The sequence below is a fragment of the Marinibacterium sp. SX1 genome, assembly GCF_050389775.1.
GTDB lineage: Bacteria > Pseudomonadota > Alphaproteobacteria > Rhodobacterales > Rhodobacteraceae > Marinibacterium.
The window spans coordinates 74,267-92,954 of record NZ_CP177151.1 but is presented as its reverse complement, the minus strand read 5'-3'; the positions used below and the strand labels follow the sequence as shown (position 1 = coordinate 92,954).

Below are 18,688 nucleotides of genomic sequence, written 5' to 3'. Positions count from 1 at the left end.
CGCGTTTTCGGGCTGTCCGGCTCTGCCGTGACTCTTGAAAATAGACCACCAGGGTCCGGCCCATTCCAGCACGTCGGCGGGGGCGCGTCGATAAAAGAATGCACGTGTCAGGGAAATTCCCTGTTTCGCGTCGGGGTATCCACCTGGAAATGCAGGTGGTTTGCATTGCGCGGCGGTCGGATGTCACGGCGAATCCGTCGGGAAACAATCGCGCGGGATTGCCGGGATTGGCGTGATGAAACGCCACGCCTATCGGCGATTCCCCGCCCATGGGGCGGTCGGGTACGGCTTTTTCACCGCCATTTCCGGTGCAGGGCACACCGGTATCGGGCGATTTCAGTCGGTTACGGGCCGGGGCTTGCACCCGTGGGCAAGGCGGGAGTGGCGCCATGCGGAGGGGGCGCGAATGGCCGATCCGTTCCCGGATCTAAGCGCATGAAAACGCGCGGGGAAAGGTTTTCAATCGGATATTCCGGATATCGGCGAATCTCCTCCTATTTGGCGCCGGAGGAATGGCGGCTCACGTGTTGGTGATGTCTGTAGTGGCCCGCTGGGTGCGCGGCCAAAGCACGCGGCCGGGTCATCAACGGGACGGATCGGCGCGCAAAGGCTCTGGATTTCTCTTCGTTTATGTCTAAGGTGTTCTTTACTTATGCATTTAAATAGATTCTTCGCCCGAATTTCGGCGGAAATACTTCAATGAAGTCGCGGGGCGCGTTGCGGTGGAACTCACACCGCAGGCGGGTTTGGGCGCGGTAACGATTGATGGTTAGGACGGATACGCATGCACCACCAGGGCGGATTAAGGGCAGTTCCTGTTACCCGAAGCGGCCTGGGGCCGGATTTTGACGGTCCCGATCGGACCTCTGGCCAGCCATTCCGAATCGAGGACGCAATGGGCGTCCTGCGCAAACGGTTCTGGATCGGAATTGTCACGACGCTTTTGGCCATTGCGGCGGCGGTGGCGCTGCTGACGACCCATACTCCGCAATACGTGGCCTCGGCCGATCTGCTGCTGGGCGGTCAGGCCGGGCTGGACCGCGGGTCGTCGGACCTGTTGGAAGAGCGGGCGCTGAGCGATTCGGCGATCCAGGGCGAGCTGGCCATCCTGAAATCCAGCGCCCTGCTGGTGCGCGTTGTCCGCCGGTTGGAGCTGGACAAGGACCCGGAATTCAACGCCGCGCTGCGACCGCAGACCAACGAGGTCAGCCTGTTCGACACTGCCAAGGATTACGTCAAGGCCCTGATATTCCCGCCGAAACCGGTCGACGAGACGGCCGTCGTGCCGCAATCCGAGGGCGTGGCCGAGGCCGCCGCCGCCCGGGACGCGATGCTGGGCGGGCTGGACGGGCCGGTGAGTGTGCTGCGGCGCAACATGGACGTGCGCCAGCGCGGCAATTCCTTTGTCGTGTCGGTGACGCTCAGCTCGGAGGACCGGATCAAGGCGGCGGGCATCGCCAACACGATCGTCGACGAATACATCGATTTCGTCAGCGACAAGCGGTTCGAGGCGGCGCAGCGGTTCACCTCCTGGCTGGAAATGCGGGTCGAGGAGTTGGCGCAATCGGTCGAGGAATCGGAAACGGCGGTGATTTCCTTCCAGGCTTATGCCGACAGCGAGGTCGACAGCGCCGCGCGGATCGAACAGCAGATGCAGGAAATGACGACCAAGCTGGTCAATGCGCGCACCGAGCTGGCCGAGACCCAGGCGCTGGCCGCGCAATCGGCGGCACTGTTCGAGGCCGAGGGGCCGATTGCGGCGGCCGGGCTGCTGAGCTCGCCGGTGCTGGACGGGTACAAGCAGCAGCTGGCCGATTTGCGCCGGGCCGAGGCCGAGGCGGCGCCGCGGTTCAGCGAGGGCAGCGCCCCGATGGACGCGATCCGGCGCGACCTGGCAACGGTCGAAGCCGAGCTGGAACGCGAGGTGAGCCAGATCATCACCGAGCTGGAAAACCAGGCCGACGTGCAGCGGATCAACGTTGTGGCCATCCGTAACAGCTTGAACGGGCTGGAATTGATCGTGCGGGCGCGGTCGAAGGAACAGATCAAGCTGAACCAGCTGGAGCGGGTGGCCGATGCCAACCGGCGGCTCTACGAAGATTTCCTCGGCCGGTTCAAGGAAGCCAGCGAGATCCAGAACCTGCGGCGGGCGGATGCCGAGGTGATTTCCTATGCCTCGCCGCCGAGCACGCCGGCGACGCCGCGCAAGAAGACGACGCTGGTTCTGGCCACGGCGGCGGGCATGTTCGTGGGGCTGGGCATCATCTTCCTGTTGGAGCTGTTGCCCAAGCGGTTCACCAGCTCGACCCAGGTGACGCAGCGCACGGGGCTGAAGGTCTTTGGCCTGATGCCCCGCATGCCCAACGGCGGCACGACGCGCGACCTGGCGCGGCGGTTGCGCGGCTCTGGTGGGCGCAGCCTGCGGCAGACGGCGTTGAACACGGCGCGCAACCTGGAACTGGGCCTGGGACGGCCGGCGCAATCGGTCATGGTGATGTCCGACCTGCCCGGAGCCGACAAGACGACGATGGCCATGTTGCTGGGCTGGGCGGCGGCGCAACAAGGGCGGTCGTGCCTGATCGTGGATGCCGATGTGCAGAACGCGGTGCTGTCCCGGCGGTTCATGGCCGACAAGGGGCCGGGGCTGCTGGACGTGCTCTATGACGAGGCGCTGATCGACGAAAGCATCCGGTTCGACCGGGCGCTTGGCGTGGCGATCCTGCCGACGGCGACAACGGGCATGCCGCCGGCGACGTTTTTTGGCACCGACCGGGCCAATGCGCTGTTCCGCGATCTGGCCGGGCAATTCGACCTGGTGATCGTCGATGCGCCGGCAGCGGGCACGGTGTCGGACCTGGTCAGCTTCCCCGACGGGGTCGACGTGGGGCTTTACACGATGCGCGCGCGCCGGACCGGGGTGAAACCCGTGGTTGAGCGCATGCCGCTGTTCCGCTCGGTGCAGATGAAGATCGCCGGGGCGGTGATGACCGGCGTGCGTGGTCGCGCCGCGGCGGGTGGCGGGGCCCAGAGGGTCCAGGCGCCGACCCCCGGCAAGGCGACCCGGCCGGCCTGAGACGCTCCTGAGGCGCTGGAGATATCCACGACATGGCGCGGCGGCACTGGGCCCGCCGGGCCTGTTGCCGTTTTGACTGTTGTTTCGTTAACGGCGACGATCACCCGCGCGGGCCTGGATTGGCGGATTTCGAAAAGTTAATGAAAGACGAAAGAAAAGGTTAATTCAGGGCGGCCACGGGACGGCGCCGCATTCCGGGCCAGGAATTAACCATTTTGGACGGGGCGCGAGGGATTCGGGGCGATGGTGTGTCACCCCCTGGCAAAGGTGCTTTTGACCCGGCGCGGGCAAGTCGGACGCGACAATCGGCGGCGCAGATTAACCGTTGTTTCATCTCTGAAAGGGCTTCGGGATGGTAGGTCTTATTCGGTTTCGCGCCCCACGAATTTGTTATCGTTGCGCTAACACGGCGAGGAAGGGCTTGATAAATAGGGATTTCCCCAAAACAGGGGAATTGGCTTTGCGTTCAATGCTGGGAATATTTCTCGCCCATTTGATCGTGCCACAGGAATGACACTTGTGCAAAATTGGTTAATGCGTATAGTTTTTTCGTGTCGCATCCAGAATCGTTCATTCGGCCAGGATGCGCAATTTCACGCAGGGCCTGTGGGGAGGCGGTGCAGGGGCGGGTTTCGGTAAAAGTTAAGTTTCCCACTGTTATTTGTGTGCCGAGTTGCCTTGAATTCGACGTTTATGGGGTTAAAGTGTGGTGGAAATTAAAGAGGATTGCGGTTTCTTGTTGGTGACAAATTAACGATTATATAATGTCGAGTTCGGAGATGGGGCCGGGCTGATTGTGTCAGAGGCGGCGACGCCCTCCTGACAAGTTTAAAATTTAGCAGGGTATGCGGCCGGGTTGGGCCGCAGAGTGTTGATGCGGGTGATTGGTAATGACAAACTTTGAATTCGAGGGGCACAGCTCGGACGCGGAGATGTCCCGGCTCGGCGCCTCAGACGGGGGATCGCGCAGGTTCCTTGGAATTGCCGGAAAGAGACTGTTCGATATTGGTTTCGCATTGGTCGCCATTTTGACCTTTTCGCCGCTGATGATTGTAATTGCCCTGGTCATGAAGGCGACCACGCGCGGGCCCCTGTTCTTCTGCCATGAACGGGTCGGCGAGGGGCACAGGTCGTTCAGATGCATGAAGTTCCGCACGATGGTGGTGGATGCGCAGGAGCAGCTGGAGCTGTTGCTGAGCACCGATCCCGAAGCGCGGGCCGAGTTCGAGGCGACGCGCAAGCTGCGGAAGGATCCGCGCATCATTCCCTATGTCGGGGAATTCCTGCGCAAGACCAGCCTGGACGAGCTGCCACAGTTCTTCAACGTGCTCATGGGACACATGAGCATCGTCGGGCCGCGGCCGGTGACGAAAGAGGAATTCGATGCCCATTACGGCGCGGATCACCCCTATGTCGTCGTGCGGCCCGGGATCACCGGGCTGTGGCAGGTATCGGGGCGCAACGACGTGACCTATGCGGAACGGGTGCGGCTGGATTCGGAATATGTCGACAACCAGGCCCTGGGGCTCGACTTCTGGATCATCCTGCAGACCGTGTTCATCGTCTGCCTGGATCGCAACGGTCACTGAATCATTGAAAACCGAAAGACCCCCGGTGCGGCCCATCCGCGCCGGGGGTTTTTTCATGGGGCGTCAGGCCGGGCGGGATTGGCGATTCGATGGCCCGGCCGGGCCCGAAGGGCGCAACGCAAGGAACGGGCGGGGGCCCGAGCGCGCGCGGGCGCCGGCGGCGGCGCAAGACAATGGCGCGACCTGGGCGGGAAACGGGCCGGAAAAGTCGCGCATCGCTAGTATTCATCAATAATGTGTCAAGCAGTGGTGCTGACGCTTCGTTATTGTAAATTCAGAAAAAATGTCGAATTGAATACTTGATTGGTTCTAAAACACTCCATATTCATCAAAGGATGGCCCGGTTGGGCCTCTGTCCGAAAATCCCGGGATGCGCCCGGGATACGCTGATTTGGGTTGATAGAATGAGGCACCTTTTGGTGAGCGGTCCCGTGGTTGCGACCACGTTGGCGGCAATCTTGTGGTTGACGGGTTCGACTTGGTGGGTCGTGGGAGGTGCCTTTTTTCTTGGGGCACCCTTTTTTGGTTTGCTTGCATATCTTGTTTGCAAATACGTCTACCCCTGCTGACAGCGACTGACGCCCCGGGGGCATGAGCCCCGGGCACGCGATCGGTCAGGTCAGGGAAGGGGACGGGTTTACGTCAGACTGTCCACGGGATCAGCGGCAGGGGCCGATTGCGGCGCGCCGCGCAGGACCTGCCAGAGAAATCCCGCACCCCAGGCATTGTGCATCACGGCCAGGGCCACCCCGGCCAACAGCCCGGACGGGCTGCGCAGGATGAACAGGCCCAGCAGCGACATCTTGAGCATGAGGACCAGGTAGATCGCCGGGGCGATGAGCACCAGCGGGGCAAACGGGGCGAGCACCAGGCCGAGGCCCATGGTCAGCGCAACGGCCACGGGGAACAGCTGGCGCAGGCGCGGTCGCAGGTGATGCTTGCGCACGGTCCGGGCGCGGCCTCGTCCGTAGTGCCAATATTGCCGGGCGAGCCCCGCCAGGGTGGGGCGCATGACGTATTGCATGCGGATATCGGCATCCAGCCAGACCTGCCCGCCGGCCAGGGCCAGGCGGTGATCGTATTCGGCATCTTCGTTGTGGCTGAAGGACGGGTCATAACCGCCGATCCGGCGGAACCAGGCCAGCCGGAACCCGGCGTGATGCCCGTGGTCGACCCATTGCGAACGGGTCCCCCCCCGATGGGCCGATCCGCCGCTGCCCAGCAGGGTATCGACGGCCCAGGCCGCGGCTTCCTGCAGGCGGGTCTGGCCGCCGGTGGCATCCATCACCGTGGCCAGCGAGGCAGCGTCGGGGCGCGACGACAGCGAGTCGGCCACCGCCCGGACATAGCCCGGCGGATAGATCGCATGGGCATCGCAGCGCACCAGGATGCGGTGGCCGGGCCCGGCGCAACGGTCGACGGCCAGGTTGATGGCCGCCGATTGCAGGCGCAGGGGATTATGCACCAGCTCGAGCCGGGGGTAGCGGGTCATGAGGCCGCGCACGATGTCGGTCGTGCCATCGGTGCTGCCGCCGTCGGCGACCACCGTGCGCACGCCGGCCATGAACGGGTCATCGCCGATCAGCGAGGCCAGGCAATCGGCGATATGGCGGGATTCGTTGAGGGTGGGAATGACGAGAAGGATCTCGTCGGCGGTGCAGATGCCCCGCGGGGCGGTGCCTTCGGGCAGTTCAATCCTGTCGCTCTTCATGGCGGACCGGCTCCATGGCTTGCTGCACGACGCCATCGGACAGGCGTGCGCAGACAGTCCGGTCGCGGGACCGGACGGTGATCGTCGTGAACCTTCGGTGGTGGCGCGCCGGGCCGATCGGCCCGGGTGTCACGCGACCCGGCGCAGCGGCCGGGGCAGTTTCAGGGCAATCAGGATCGCCGGGTTTCGCCTCCGTGGATGATCTCGCGCACCTCGTATTGCTTGAGGCGCCGCGACCCGGCGTAGATGATGATTTCGCCGACCAGGCCGATGGCGATGACCTGGATGCCCAGCACGACCATGATGATGCCGAAGATCAGCGCCGGCCGGTCGGCCAGGGCGGCTTCGCCGAACAGGCGTTGCAGGACAAGAACGGTGGTCAGGATGACCCCGGCCAGAAAGACCGGCAGGCCGATCGAGCCGAAGAAGCGCAGCGGCCGGCGCAGGAAGTTCAGCACGACATATAGCGTCACGGCATCGAACAGCGCGCGCATGTGGCCCAGGGGCTTGAAGACATAGGTCGCGTCGGGCGCGGCCTCGGGCGGGGCAGGGCGCAGTTCGGCCTCGTCCAGCACATAGCCGCGCTGGGTGGCGATCACCGGCAGGAAATGCTGGCGCACGCCGAAGCTGGCGATGTAATCCAGCGGTTCGCGGCGGATCAGGCGGACGCGGCAGAACGGATCGGACGGGGCATTGCCGAACAGCCGGTCGAGCGTGCGGCCGAACAGCCGGTTGCGCCAGCCGCGCAGCCCGCCGACGGGCCTGTCGCTGCGCACGGCCGAGACAAGATCGGCCTGCCCAAGCGCGTCGAACAGCCGGGGCAGGTCCTCGGCCACCACTTCGGGCCAGCCGGGCAGCAGCAGGATCAGCGGCGCCACGGTGCGCCGCACGCCGGTGGACAGGGCGGCATCCTCGCCGCCCCAGGGGCGCTGGCCGATCACCGTCAGCTCGGGCCAGTCGTCGGCCAGGGCCTGCAAGGCCTTCAGGTGGGCGTCGTGGCTGCCGTCGACCACGCAGACACATTCGTAATTCAGGCCCATCCCGTCCAGCGCGTCGCGGTATCCCATCAGCGTGTCAGGCACGCCGTCGGACGCGTCGGTCGCCACGATGACCGACAGTTCCAGCCGCTTAGACATCGGCTCAACCAGTTCTATTGCAGGCAAAATCGCTACTCCTGAAAAGTGCGCCGCCCACCGTTCGAACCCCGAGTGGCAGGGGTCGACCGATCATGCGGCATCTGAAAAAGAACCCCGGTCACCAGTCCGAGGAGCAAAAGGAAGATCGCCAGCGAGGTCAGCAGGCCGGTCGCCGTCATGGCCACGACCAGCGAGGACCCATGGCTGAGGGCGAACATCGACAGCACGGCCAGCGCGGCAATCAACGCGGCAAAGCCCGAGAACCACGACAGCGGCCGGCGGGCAAAGGTCAGCAGGGTCTTGACCATAATGAGGTCGAGCAGAACCTTGAACACCCGCGACAGCCCGTATTTCGACACGCCGAACTGCCGGGCATGGTGGCGCACGCCGACCTGCGCCACCCGGGCGCCCATCGGGATCGACATCGCCGGGATGAACCGGTGCATGTCGGAATAAAGCGGCACCTTCTTGATGACCTCGGACCGGTAGACCTTGAGCGAACAGCCATTGTCGCGGATCGGCAGGCCGGTGACCTTGCCGATCAGCCAGTTGGCCATCCGCGACGGCAGCTTGCGCGACAGGAACTTGTCCTGCCGGTTGATCCGCCAGCCCACGACCAGGTCATAGCCTTCGTGCAGCTTTTCCAGCATCATCGGAATGTCGGCCGGATCGTTCTGCAGGTCGCCGTCCATCGTCACGATGAACCGGCCCCGGGCATGGTCGATCCCGGCCTGCATGGCGGCGGTCTGGCCGCAGTTGCGGCGGAACCGCACGACGACCAGCCGCGGATCGGTGCGGGCCAGCGCGCGCAGCCGCGGCACGGTGTCATCGCGGCTGCCGTCATCCACGACGACCAGCTCGAACGACCGCCCGGTCGGCTCCATCGCGGCGACAACCGCCTCGTACAGGGGCCCTACGCTGTCTTCCTCGTCGAAGACCGGGACACAAACGGAAACATCAATCAAAGCAAGAACCTGAATTCAACTGTAGAAACACGTCGATGAAATGGAACCCAAAGCCGATTCGAATCAAGTGTGGCTGGATCCCAAACATATTAACCATACCATGATTCAAAATGACCAAGAAAAAAAGAAATTGTGAGTTCTTGAAAATTCGTTCCCGACGCCCTTTATCCGGGCGGCAAAATGTCGAGGCGGGTGATCGAATCGCGGTCACCTTTCGGCATGTCTTCCCCTGAACCGGGGCATTTCGGCATCTTGCGGTCACGGGCGCCAAGGATTGCGTTCTCATGACCGGGAAGGCATGCCAAAGATGGGCGGGGGATCTTCCCGTGTACTGCAATAAGGGCACGCCGCATCACCATGACGTCAATTACGGCAATCGTTCCGACCTATAACCGGGCGGCTTACCTGCGGGATGCCCTGACCAGCCTTCAGGCCCAGACCCGGCCCATTGACGAGATCATCGTCTGGGATGACGGGTCGACCGATGGGACAGAGGCGGCGGTGCGGGAATTGGGCTTTGATATCCGTTACTTCCGGGCGCCGAATGGGGGCAAGTCGCGGGCATTGAATGCGGCCTTGGAAAAGGCCGGCGGGGATTATGTCTGGATCTGCGACGATGATGACCTGGCGCTGCCGCATGCGGCCGAAACCCTGGCCGGCATGCTGGATGGCGACCCGTCGCTGGGGGCGGCCGGGGCCGGGTATCTCAAGTTTCGCGACGACCCGGCGACCGGCGCGCGGCAGCAGGAATCGCCGGGCTACTGGCCCGACCTGTCGCGCGGCACGGCCATCCGGCACCTGCTGGAAGACATCTTCCTGTTCCAGAACGCGACCATGACCCGGCGCGCGGTCCATGACCGGGCCGGCCCGTTCCGCGAAGACCTGGCCCGGTCCATCGATTACGACATGATCGTCCGGCTGGGGCTTTGTGCCCCGATCCGGGTCATCGACGCGCCGGTCTTCCTGCAGCGCAAGCATGACGGCGACCGGGGGCCGGCGGCTGCGCGCCATGCGGCTGCGCGGTCTGAAGAGGTGTGGAAAGAGACCGATCGCCGGATCTTTTCCGAGCTGCGCGACCATATTTCATTGGGGTTCTACGAGTCCATGTTCGATGCCGACGATGCGGCGCTGGCCCGCCGCGCGGCGCTGTTGCAGCGGGCCTGTGTCTATGCCCGGCGCACCGATTGGCCGGCCGCTCTGGCCGACATGGCCGCGGCAACCGAGGCCTGCCCGGGGGTGCAATTGTCGACGGAAGAGCAACAGATCTGCCGCCGGGCGGTGGCCGGAAAACATGGTATCGACGAGATGCTGCAACCCGACACGCGCCGCCGGATCATCGACCTGGGCCGTCGCAACCCGGTGGCGGCCGAGCTCGCCCGGGAGATGGCGCTGGGTCTGAAGTGGCGTATCCGGGAGGCGATGAACAATGGCCGTCCCGCCCGCGCATTGTCGGTCGGACGGATGATCCTGGCGCTTGGAGCCGCGGGTGGAACCCGGCGGGGGGCGGTGGCTCCGGCGCGAATCGCCGAACGGCAGGACCTGCCGGACGCGGCTTATCCGTGAGTGTTCGGGCAATTGTTCACGCGATCCCGTGCATTGTACAAAGCGGCGGAAATCGAAGGGATTGATGCCTGTATCGCGGTGCGACCCGGGAAAATCACGCTTCGGACTTGACCGGGGTGGTCTTGATATCGAATGAAAGGAAAGACGTTTATTTTTGTTCGATTCGAAGGGCAGGAGTCACGACTTCCTTCGTGGTTTTCACGCGCCTGATCCGACATTCCCGGCTTTGTTGCCAAGGGGGCCGTTCTTTGGATCGCGTGCAGGGCCGGCTGATTTTCCGTCGGTGTTTCCAGGTTGGAAAAGGTGTTTTCGGCCGCATGGTGCATATGAAAGATTTCCCCGTGACATACGTGATCCGTTTGATTTCCTTCGCTTTTGGTCTCGCCGTGCTGGCCCCGGTCGCAATGGCCGCCGAACACCGGCTTGGCCCCGAAGACCGGCTGAACATCCGGGCCATTGTCTGGGACGACGAGTTGCGCAGTTTTCAGCAATGGGACCTGCTGAGCGGGGAATATGCCGTGCAATCGGATGGCACGATTTCGGTGCCGATTACCGGATCGGTGGCGGCCGCCGGGCTGACGACGGCCGAATTGTCGCAAACCATGAGCGATGCGCTAAGCCAGGACGGCGGCATGATCGATCCGCCGCGCCTGGCCATCGAAGTGGTGCGCTATCGGCCGTTCTACATCGTCGGTGACGTGGCCCATCCCGGCGCCTACCCGGGCCAGCCCGGCATCACTGCGCTGCAGGCCGTGGCGCTGGCCGGCGGGACGGGGAACCTGCCCGAGAACGGCGGGGCCACCCTGTCGACCACCCTGCGCAATGCGGGCAACCTGCGCGATCTGCGCAACGAAATGGCCCGGGCGCGGGTGCGCGAAGTCCGGCTGGAGGCCGAGATCGCCGGGGCCGAGACGCTGGTGTTCCCCGACCGGCTGCACCATCCCGACGGGGCCGAGGCAACCGCTCGGATCCGGGCCGAGGAAACCGCGATCTTTCAGGCGCGCAAGGCCGCCCACGAACGGGAATTGGCCGCGCTGAACGAGCTGGAAGACCTGCTGGCGGCCGAGGTCGACGGGCTGGAACGCAAGTTCGACGGGCTGCGCGAACAGATGCGCCTGGCGCAGGAAAACGTCGACAACATCGCCACGCTGGCCGAGCGCGGCTATGCTCAGGCGACGCGGCTGGCCGATGCGCAGCGCAGTGTCATCGACCTGCAGGGCAAGGAAACTGACCTGCAGAACAACACCTACCGCGCGCGTCAGCGGATTTCCGAAAATCGTCGGGATATCATAGAGTTGCAGGCCAGCCGGGAAACCCAGGCACAGGTCGAGCTGCAAAAGGTCAAGGCCGAGCTGGAGGCGTTGCAGATCCGACGGGACGTGCTGGAACAGGTCATCGTGACCGAAGGCGTGGCGACCGACGCGCTGTCGATTGGCGCGGTCACGGTGCGCTATGGCGTGGTGCGGGCCGGGTCCGAGACCGGCGTGCCGGAGCCCGTCGGCGCGACCACCGCGATCGGCCCGGGCGACGTGTTGTCGGTGGCGGTCGAGATTTCCGAACCCGAAGGGTTCACGCAATAGTCTGTGCGGCGCCGATCAGGCTCTGCAGGTAGGTTTCCAGGCCGGTGTCGCCGATGCGGCGGGTGATTTCCTCGTATCCGCGCCGCGCCGACGCCTCGCGCAGGCACGGATCGGACAGCAGCGAGACCAGCTTGTTGCTGAAATCCGCTGCGTCCGAGGCCTGAACCAACAGTCCGTCAAGCCGCCCGTCATAGCCGTCGAGCGCCTTGGGCGTGGCCAGCACGCTCATGCCCAGTTCGAAATAGGTGGCGATCTTGATGCTGATGCCGCTGGCCGCCCGGGCCGGGGCCAGGCCCACGGCATCGGCGCCGCCGATGTCGGACAAGTCCTTGATCCGGCCCAGCAATCGCACGCCTTCGGGCGCGTCGCGGACATCGTCGCTGATCTCGCCGGCGATCCAGAGCTCGGCGTCGGGCAGGCGGCGGCGCACCGTCGGCCAGACATCGTTCAGCAGCATGTTCAACGCGTCGGTATTGCCTGCATGGCGCACGCCCAGGAAGACGGCATAGGGTTTGCCCCCCGGCCGAACCTTTCGCAGCCGGACTTGCGGGGGCAGCCATATATGTCGTTTTCCGGGCAGATGCGGGCTCAGCCGCCGGGCCTCGCTGGCCGAGGCATAGATGCATGTGTCGGCATTCTGCAGCCAGCCGATTTCGGTTTCGAAGGAGACCGCGGTGTGATCGGGGGCCAGCCCGGCGGAGGCGAAGGAATCGGCGCGCAGCGAAAACAGGTCATGCAGCAAAACGGCGCGCTTGCCCTGGTGGCAATGGGCCAGGACCGGGGCGAGCGAGCTGTATTCGGCCACGACAAGGGCCGAGGTGCCGGCATTGGCCGCGCCGGCCAGCTGGGCGATTTCAGCCGGGCCGAGGGGCGAGCCGAGGCAGCTGGGGAAGGACGGGCGCGGGCTGCGCGGGCGAAGAATCCGCCAGTGGGCCAGGGCCAGACCGCGGCGGATCGCCCGTTTCCAGACGGCGGCGCGGGTCGAAACGAACCAGGACCCGATGCGCAGGCTGTCCGGCCAGAGGATCTTGTGAGTTTTCTTGCGAAAGATTGCGGCCGGGCGGGAAATGGGACGGCTGCCAAAGGCGGTGACGGGCGCGAGGATGATTCGAATCTCGAACCCGGCCCGGGCCAATTGATCGATCAGGCCCAGCAGGTAGACGCCCGATCCGGATTCAGGATCGTCGAGGCGTCTGTGCACGAGAATCGTGGCAATCCGCGAATGTTCGCAGGTCGATGACAATGAATTGAAATCAAGATGAACGTCGAGCGATGAGGAAATGTCTTCCGGTTTCATGATGTCAAACTGATGTGAAAAGATGTGATGAAATATTCCCGTTATTTAATTCTCTTCCGGCCGGCTTCCAGTAGTTGCCGGGCGAATCTTCCTGTTGCCGAGGGCTTTTTGGCCAATGCGGCCACGGCCGTGGCAGGGCGCCCGGATTTGAGGGCGATCATTGCCTCTTCGCTTTGCTTGAGCGTCGACAACCCGTCGTGACGGGACGCAAAGAGGGCTTTCAGTTTTGGTGTCAGTTCGGCCGCGTGACGTTGGACAAAGGCGGCATCGGCAGCCATGAGCGCGTCGATATGCCGGGGGTCGACCCGGTGGGAAATAGAGCCGCGCCGGACCGTGTAATTGTACCCGGGGAGGGGATCAAAGACGACCCGGGCGCCGGCGGCAAGGCAGGCATAAATCATGTGACAATCTTCGCCATTTCGCAGGGCGGGATTGTAGCGAATCTTGTGATTTTCGAGAAAGGAGCGCCGGAACAATGGCTTGAGGTATCCCAGCGCGCGGCTGCCCGGGGTGACCTGGTTGCCGGCCACAAAATGTTCAAAGCTCCAGTGCTGGGGGGCGGCGTCGGCGTCGCAGGGCAGAAAGGGCGCCTGGACCAGGGGCGCGCCGTCTTCGTTGGCATAGCGGAAATTGCCCAATACAACGTCGGCGCCATGGGTTTCGGCGACGGAGATCATTCGGCTTAGCCGATCGTCGGCCATGGTGTCATCGGAATCCAGAACGGCCAGCCAGTCGGTCCGTGCCTCGTCCAGGGCGCGATTGCGCGCCACGGCCGGGCCGCCGTTTTCCGGCAATCGGAAAACGCGGGCGCCGGTGGCATCGGCCCGCGCCGATGTGTCGTCGGGCGAGGCGTCATCGACAACGATGGCCTCGACGGTCACGTCGGTTTGTGAAAGGGCGCTGCGCACGCATCGATCAATTGTTTCGGCGGCATTCCACGCAGCAATGATTACCGTTGCTTCAGGCATGGCGGAAATGTACTGTTGTAATATGTTTTAAACGGGGATTTTTAAACGCATGTCTTTGTTCAATGCGGCCCGAATGATCGCTTTTCATGCATCCATTTTTCATTTCCTGTCTCTCGCTGGTCCCGCCCTTGCCCAGGGTGGTGTCCCGGACGAAGACGTGATTGGCTTCATAGAGAAGTTTGACGATAAAGACTGGCGCGACAAGTGGTATATTTCGAACTTTGATCGAAACGATGGTTTTGCCACCTCGTGGCGGCGACGATTGGCCGTGGTGCACTGGCCGGCTGCCCCCGAAATAGGCGATGGTTTCGCGCGACTTTCGCTTGAGTCGGCACCCGAAGGCCAGGTGACGCCATATCTGGGGGCGGAACTGCAGCGGCAGGGGCCTTTTGGATACGGGCGATACGAAGTTTACATGAAGCCAGGCCGGGGCGACGGGCTGGTGTCGGCCTTCTTTGTCTATACCGGACCGGCGTTCGACAAACCCCATGACGAGATCGATTTCGAATTTCTGGGCCGCGACACCACAAAAGTCTGGCTGAATATTTTCACGAATGGCGACAATCTGCCCGGCCGCTGGCTTGACCTGGGGTTTGATGCGGCCAATGCCCCGCATCTCTATCGGTTCGATTGGCGCGCGGATTCGGTGACCTGGTATGTCGATGGGCAGGAAATCCTGACCGTCACGTCCGAGGAACATCCTATTCCGCAGACCCCGGGCAAGGTCTTTCTGCATATCTGGGCGGGCACCGACAAGATGGTGGATTGGCTGAAAGCACCGGCGGCGGACCTGGCCGCTCAGGCGGATTACTATTGCGCGTCATATCGGCCGTTCGGGGCCGAGGGTGAAAATTGCGCGGATTACATCGGTGAAAACGATGGATAGGGCCGGACCACAGATCAGCGTTGTGATTGCCGCCTGGAATGCCGCGGCGACGATCGGCCATGCCATCGACAGCGTGTTGGCCCAGCAAGGCGTGACCGTCGAGGTCATCGTGGTCGATGACGCCTCGACCGACAACACTCTCGATCTTGCGCGCGAGGTGGCCAGCCGGGATGCGCGGGTGATCGTGCTGGCGCAGCCGCTGAACCGGGGGCCGGCGGCGGCGCGGAACCGGGCGCTGGATGCGGCCCGCGCGCCTTATGTTGCCTTGCTGGATTCCGACGATGCCATGGGGCCGACACGGCTGGGTGAGCTGCTGGAGATGGCCCGGGCCGGCGATTGGGACATGGTGGCCGATGATCTCTACAAGGTGACGTCCCACGCGCCGACCGCTCCGCGCCAAAGGCTGCTGGGGGATCGAAAGATCGGCCTGGAAACGATTGATTTCCAGGGCTTCGTTCGCGGCAACCTGTCGCGGCTGCATGGTGGGCGGGGTGAGATGGGGTTCCTCAAGCCTCTGATGAGAAAGGAATTCCTGGATCGTCACGGCTTGCGCTACGACGAGACGATGCGCCTTGGCGAGGATTACGCGCTTTATGCCACGGCCCTGGCCCGGGGCGCGCGGTTCTGCCTGACGGACCCGCGCGGCTACCTGGCCCTGGTCCGGCCGGACTCGCTGAGCGGACGGCACAGCGCAGCCGATCTGGCGGCGTTGGTGGGGGCCGATCATGCGCTGGCGGATGAGCCCGGGCTGAGCCGGGCGGACCGGCAAATGCTGCGCGCGCATGAGATCGAGACCCAGAAACGCTGGCGCTGGGTCCGGCTGATCGAGGCGGTCAAGGCGCGGGATGCGGGCGATGCCCTGCGGTGTTTCCGGGCGCCGCCGGCGGTCGTCGTGGACCTTGTCGGGAAATTGTCGGAACAGGTGGTCCTGCGGTCGCTGGCCGCGATCCGGCGGCGGGACCTGGCCGGATCCGGCGACCGATGAGCCCCGCGCGCGGCTGCTCTTATGCGCGGCGGGCGGTGTCGACCGTGGCCAGTACCTGGCGCGCCACGCCGGGCGCCGTGGTGAACTTGACCCCCCAGAGGCTGACCAGCCCCTTCGGCCCGCCCGAAGCCCCATGATCGCGGATCTGGTCGCGATCCAGCAGCGCCTGCGCACCGGGCTCGGCGGCGGGCAACAGCCCGTCGGTGACCTGCAGCACGTCGGCGGGGTCGGCTGCAAACCCGGGCAGGGCGGCGTTCAAGCGATTGAGAAAGCGCGCGATTTCGGCTTCGGGGATGGGGCCTGTCACGGTCTCGCCGGCGGGGAGGTAGGCGGTGCCGGCAAAGGTGCGCCCGCCCGATGGATAGGCAAAGAGCATCGGCCCGTCATCGCCCGGAGGCACCAGCGACAGGCCATGCGCCGAGGGCGGCGCCCGGTCGATCAGCAGGTTGAAGGCCCGGGCCGGGGTGCCCAGGGGCGCCATCGGGCGGGGGTCGAACCGCCGGGCCAGGGCGTCGGACTGGGCGCCGGCCGCGATGACCACCTTGGGCGCGGCCCAGGTCTGGTCACCGGCCCGCACCCCGGTGACATTGCGCCCGTCGGTCAGCAATTCGGTGGCCGTGGTGCGCTCGCGCAGGTCCAGCCCGACGGCCCGGGCGCGGGCGACAAGGGCGGACATCAGCGCCGGCGTGTCGGGCACCACCCGTTCCTCCCACAGCGCCCCGCCGGTCAGCCCGCCCTGCAGCACGCCGGGAAAGGCGCGCACGACCTCGCGGGCCGACAGGACGCGACCCATGGGCAGGGCCTGGGCCCGGGCAATGCCGCTGTTGCGGTCCAGGCCAAGGATGCGATCGGTCAGGAAGGCCGCGCGGAACACGCCCGGCCGTTTCAGCCCCTGCCCATAGAGCGGCATCAGGAAACCCTGCCGGCGGACCAGGTCGGGAAAGCTGCACTGGAACCAGCGGCTGTCGGCCAGCGATTCGCGAAAGCGCCGGATATCAAGGCTTTGCAGGTAACGCAGCCCGCCGTGCAGAATGCCGAACCAGCCGGCCGTCGTGGCCGCGCCGATGCGGTCACGTTCCAGCAGCACCGTGCGGTGGCCGATCTCGGCGGCCTGAAGGGCGATCATCAGGCCGTGAATGCCGCCTCCGATCACGATCAGGTCGTAGGTGTCGTCATCGGTCATGGCAGAACATCCGAAACTGGGAAACATTGATGAAAAACATAGCGGTAGACACTCACGTACATCTGCATCCGGGGATGGATGCCGCGACCTGCCTGGATGCGGCGGCGGGCCAGATGCCCGGGGCCGGCGGCGATTTGCAGGGCGTGCTGATGCTGACCGAAATGACCGGCCAGGATGCCTTTGGCGCGCTGACTGACGGCGGCGGCTGGACGATTCGCCCGACGGATGAGCCGATGTCCAAGCTGGCCACGGGGCCGGACGGAACCCGGCTGGCCGTGATCGCCGGGCGCCAGATCGTGACGGGCGAGGGGCTCGAAGTGCTGGCCCTGGGGCTGATGGATGATCCGGGCGACGGCCAGCCGCTGGGCCGGGTCATCGACGCGGTGGTCGCGGCCGGGGCGCTGGCCGTGCTGCCCTGGGGCGTGGGCAAATGGACGGGCCGGCGCGGGGCGCTGATCGATGCGCTGATCGCTGAACGGGCCGGTGCGCATGACCTGTTCCTGGCCGACAGCGGCGTGCGCCCGGCCTTCGCGCCTCGGCCGGCGCGGCTGGCCCGGGCCGAAGAGGCGGGCTGGCGGGTGCTGGCCGGCACCGATCCGCTGCCGTTGCCCGGCGAAGAGGCCAAGCCCGGGCGGTATGGCGTGCTGCTCGATGTTGATCCGGGCAGTGACCGGCCCTTTGAGCGTATCGCCGCGGCGCTGAGAGCGCTGACCGTCTCGCCGCCGACCTATGGCCGGTTGGAAAGCGGGCCACGGTTCCTGCACCGGCAGGTGGCGATGCAACGGCGCAAGCGGTTCGGATAGGCCGGGCCGATGCCGAACACGCTGGGACATATCGGGCTGCAGACGCTTGTCACCCGCGGGGTGCTGCGTGATGCCGATGTCAAATGGGTTTGGGCGGGGTGCCTTCTGCCCGATGTGCCATGGATCGGCCAGCGCCTGGCCCGGGCGACGCTGCCCGGGATTTCCCCCATAGACATAAGGCTTTACGCCATCTGTCAAAGCACGCTGCTGTTCTGCCTGGTGCTGGCGGCCGCGCTGGCCTGCCTGAGCGCACGGCCCGGTCGCACATGGGCGATCCTGGCGTCGGGCAGCCTGATGCACCTGCTGCTGGACGCGACCCAGACCAAGTGGGCCAACGGCGTGCTGCTGGCCGCGCCCCTGCGCTGGGACCTGGTGAACGGCGGGTTCTACTGGCCCGAGGATCTGCCGACGTTGGCGCTGATCGTGCTGGGCCTGGGCGTCGTGGTGCATGCCTTCTGGCGTCTGCCCCGGCAGGGGCTGCGCCTTGTGTTGACGCCTGGGCGGCTGGTCGGGGCGGCGATGCTGGGCGGGCTGTACCTGGCCGGCCCGCTGGCCCTGATGCCGGCGGCCGAGGCCCATGACCTGCACCATACCGCCCTGTTGCGCCCCGGCGCCGCGCGGGCCGGGCAGGAGGTCGCCTTTGACCGGGCGCGGGTCGACGTCACGCCCGAAGGTGCCCAGCTGATGGCCTGGACCGGCGCGCGCTTTGCCCTGACCGGCCTCGCGCCGCAGGCTTCGGGCACCTGGTCGGTGCAGGGTGTCCTTGGCGATGGCGGTGAGATCGTGGTCACGGCCCTGCATGCTCATCCGCCGGGCCTGCGCGACCTGGCGTCTTATGTCGGCCTGGCCTGCGTCGCGCTCTGGTGGGGTCTGTGCCTGTGGCGACCCGGCGGGCGGCGGCCATGACCGCCGGCCAAAACAATTCACGCGCGGGCCGCCGGGAAACGCT

Annotated in this window: 14 protein-coding genes; 8 read left to right on the top strand and 6 right to left on the bottom strand. The window is 65.1% G+C overall.

Annotated features, from left to right (window positions below):
* The first annotated feature begins 895 nt into the window (after window positions 1-895).
* Together ACK3BB_RS26675 and ACK3BB_RS26670 are read left to right on the top strand one after the other, a co-directional pair.
* Window positions 896-3,073: a GumC family protein gene (locus tag ACK3BB_RS26675; protein ID WP_428929751.1), complete on the top strand. Its 2,178-nt coding sequence runs from the start codon at window positions 896-898 to the stop codon at window positions 3,071-3,073.
* 890 nt (window positions 3,074-3,963) lie between these two features.
* Window positions 3,964-4,662, top strand: coding sequence for a sugar transferase (locus ACK3BB_RS26670; protein WP_428929750.1), 699 nt, complete (start codon window positions 3,964-3,966; stop codon window positions 4,660-4,662).
* 637 nt (window positions 4,663-5,299) lie between these two features.
* Here the strand turns inward: ACK3BB_RS26670 and ACK3BB_RS26665 are convergent.
* The 3 genes from ACK3BB_RS26665 to ACK3BB_RS26655 form a co-directional block, all read right to left on the bottom strand.
* Window positions 5,300-6,373, bottom strand: a complete 1,074-nt coding sequence (locus ACK3BB_RS26665; protein WP_428929749.1) for a glycosyltransferase family 2 protein — start codon at window positions 6,371-6,373, stop codon at window positions 5,300-5,302.
* A gap of 170 nt (window positions 6,374-6,543) precedes the next feature.
* On the bottom strand, window positions 6,544-7,509 hold the full coding sequence (locus tag ACK3BB_RS26660) for a glycosyltransferase (protein WP_428929748.1): 966 nt from the start codon (window positions 7,507-7,509) through the stop codon (window positions 6,544-6,546).
* Window positions 7,510-7,541: 32 nt separating this feature from the next.
* Window positions 7,542-8,474 carry a glycosyltransferase family 2 protein gene (locus ACK3BB_RS26655; RefSeq protein WP_428929747.1) on the bottom strand — a complete coding sequence of 311 codons (933 nt, stop codon included), beginning with the start codon at window positions 8,472-8,474 and terminating at the stop codon, window positions 7,542-7,544.
* A 357-nt stretch (window positions 8,475-8,831) separates the two neighbouring features.
* Here ACK3BB_RS26655 and ACK3BB_RS26650 point away from each other — a divergent pair, with 357 nt between their 5' ends.
* Together ACK3BB_RS26650 and ACK3BB_RS26645 are read left to right on the top strand one after the other, a co-directional pair.
* Window positions 8,832-10,037 (top strand): glycosyltransferase family 2 protein, encoded by a 1,206-nt coding sequence (locus ACK3BB_RS26650; RefSeq protein WP_428929746.1) that lies wholly within the window; start codon window positions 8,832-8,834, stop codon window positions 10,035-10,037.
* Between the two features lie 341 nt (window positions 10,038-10,378).
* The gene (locus ACK3BB_RS26645; protein WP_428929745.1) at window positions 10,379-11,617 is read left to right on the top strand and encodes a polysaccharide biosynthesis/export family protein; all 1,239 of its coding nucleotides are present in this window, start codon (window positions 10,379-10,381) and stop codon (window positions 11,615-11,617) included.
* Here the strand turns inward: ACK3BB_RS26645 and ACK3BB_RS26640 are convergent.
* Window positions 11,607-12,914, bottom strand: coding sequence for a glycosyltransferase (locus ACK3BB_RS26640; RefSeq protein ID WP_428929744.1), 1,308 nt, complete (start codon window positions 12,912-12,914; stop codon window positions 11,607-11,609). The genes ACK3BB_RS26645 and ACK3BB_RS26640 overlap by 11 nt on opposite strands.
* A gap of 41 nt (window positions 12,915-12,955) precedes the next feature.
* Window positions 12,956-13,882, bottom strand: a complete 927-nt coding sequence (locus ACK3BB_RS26635; protein ID WP_428929743.1) for a glycosyltransferase family 2 protein — start codon at window positions 13,880-13,882, stop codon at window positions 12,956-12,958.
* A 49-nt stretch (window positions 13,883-13,931) separates the two neighbouring features.
* On the opposite strand from ACK3BB_RS26635, the gene ACK3BB_RS26630 reads away from it, so the two are divergent.
* Both ACK3BB_RS26630 and ACK3BB_RS26625 read left to right on the top strand, forming a co-directional pair.
* Window positions 13,932-14,768, top strand: a complete 837-nt coding sequence (locus ACK3BB_RS26630; protein ID WP_428929742.1) for a family 16 glycosylhydrolase — start codon at window positions 13,932-13,934, stop codon at window positions 14,766-14,768.
* Entirely contained in the window at window positions 14,761-15,753 is a 993-nt protein-coding gene (locus ACK3BB_RS26625) for a glycosyltransferase family 2 protein (RefSeq protein ID WP_428929797.1), read from the top strand. Before ACK3BB_RS26630 ends, ACK3BB_RS26625 begins: the two co-directional genes overlap by 8 nt.
* Window positions 15,754-15,772: 19 nt before the next feature.
* Here the strand turns inward: ACK3BB_RS26625 and ACK3BB_RS26620 are convergent, their stop codons facing one another.
* Entirely contained in the window at window positions 15,773-16,936 is a 1,164-nt protein-coding gene (locus ACK3BB_RS26620) for an FAD-dependent oxidoreductase (protein WP_428929741.1), read from the bottom strand.
* Window positions 16,937-16,965: 29 nt separating this feature from the next.
* On the opposite strand from ACK3BB_RS26620, the gene ACK3BB_RS26615 reads away from it, so the two are divergent.
* Window positions 16,966-17,739 (top strand): hypothetical protein, encoded by a 774-nt coding sequence (locus tag ACK3BB_RS26615; RefSeq protein ID WP_428929740.1) that lies wholly within the window; start codon window positions 16,966-16,968, stop codon window positions 17,737-17,739.
* Window positions 17,740-17,748: 9 nt separating this feature from the next.
* Window positions 17,749-18,645, top strand: coding sequence for a hypothetical protein (locus tag ACK3BB_RS26610; protein WP_428929739.1), 897 nt, complete (start codon window positions 17,749-17,751; stop codon window positions 18,643-18,645).
* The last annotated feature ends 43 nt before the right edge of the window (window positions 18,646-18,688 follow it).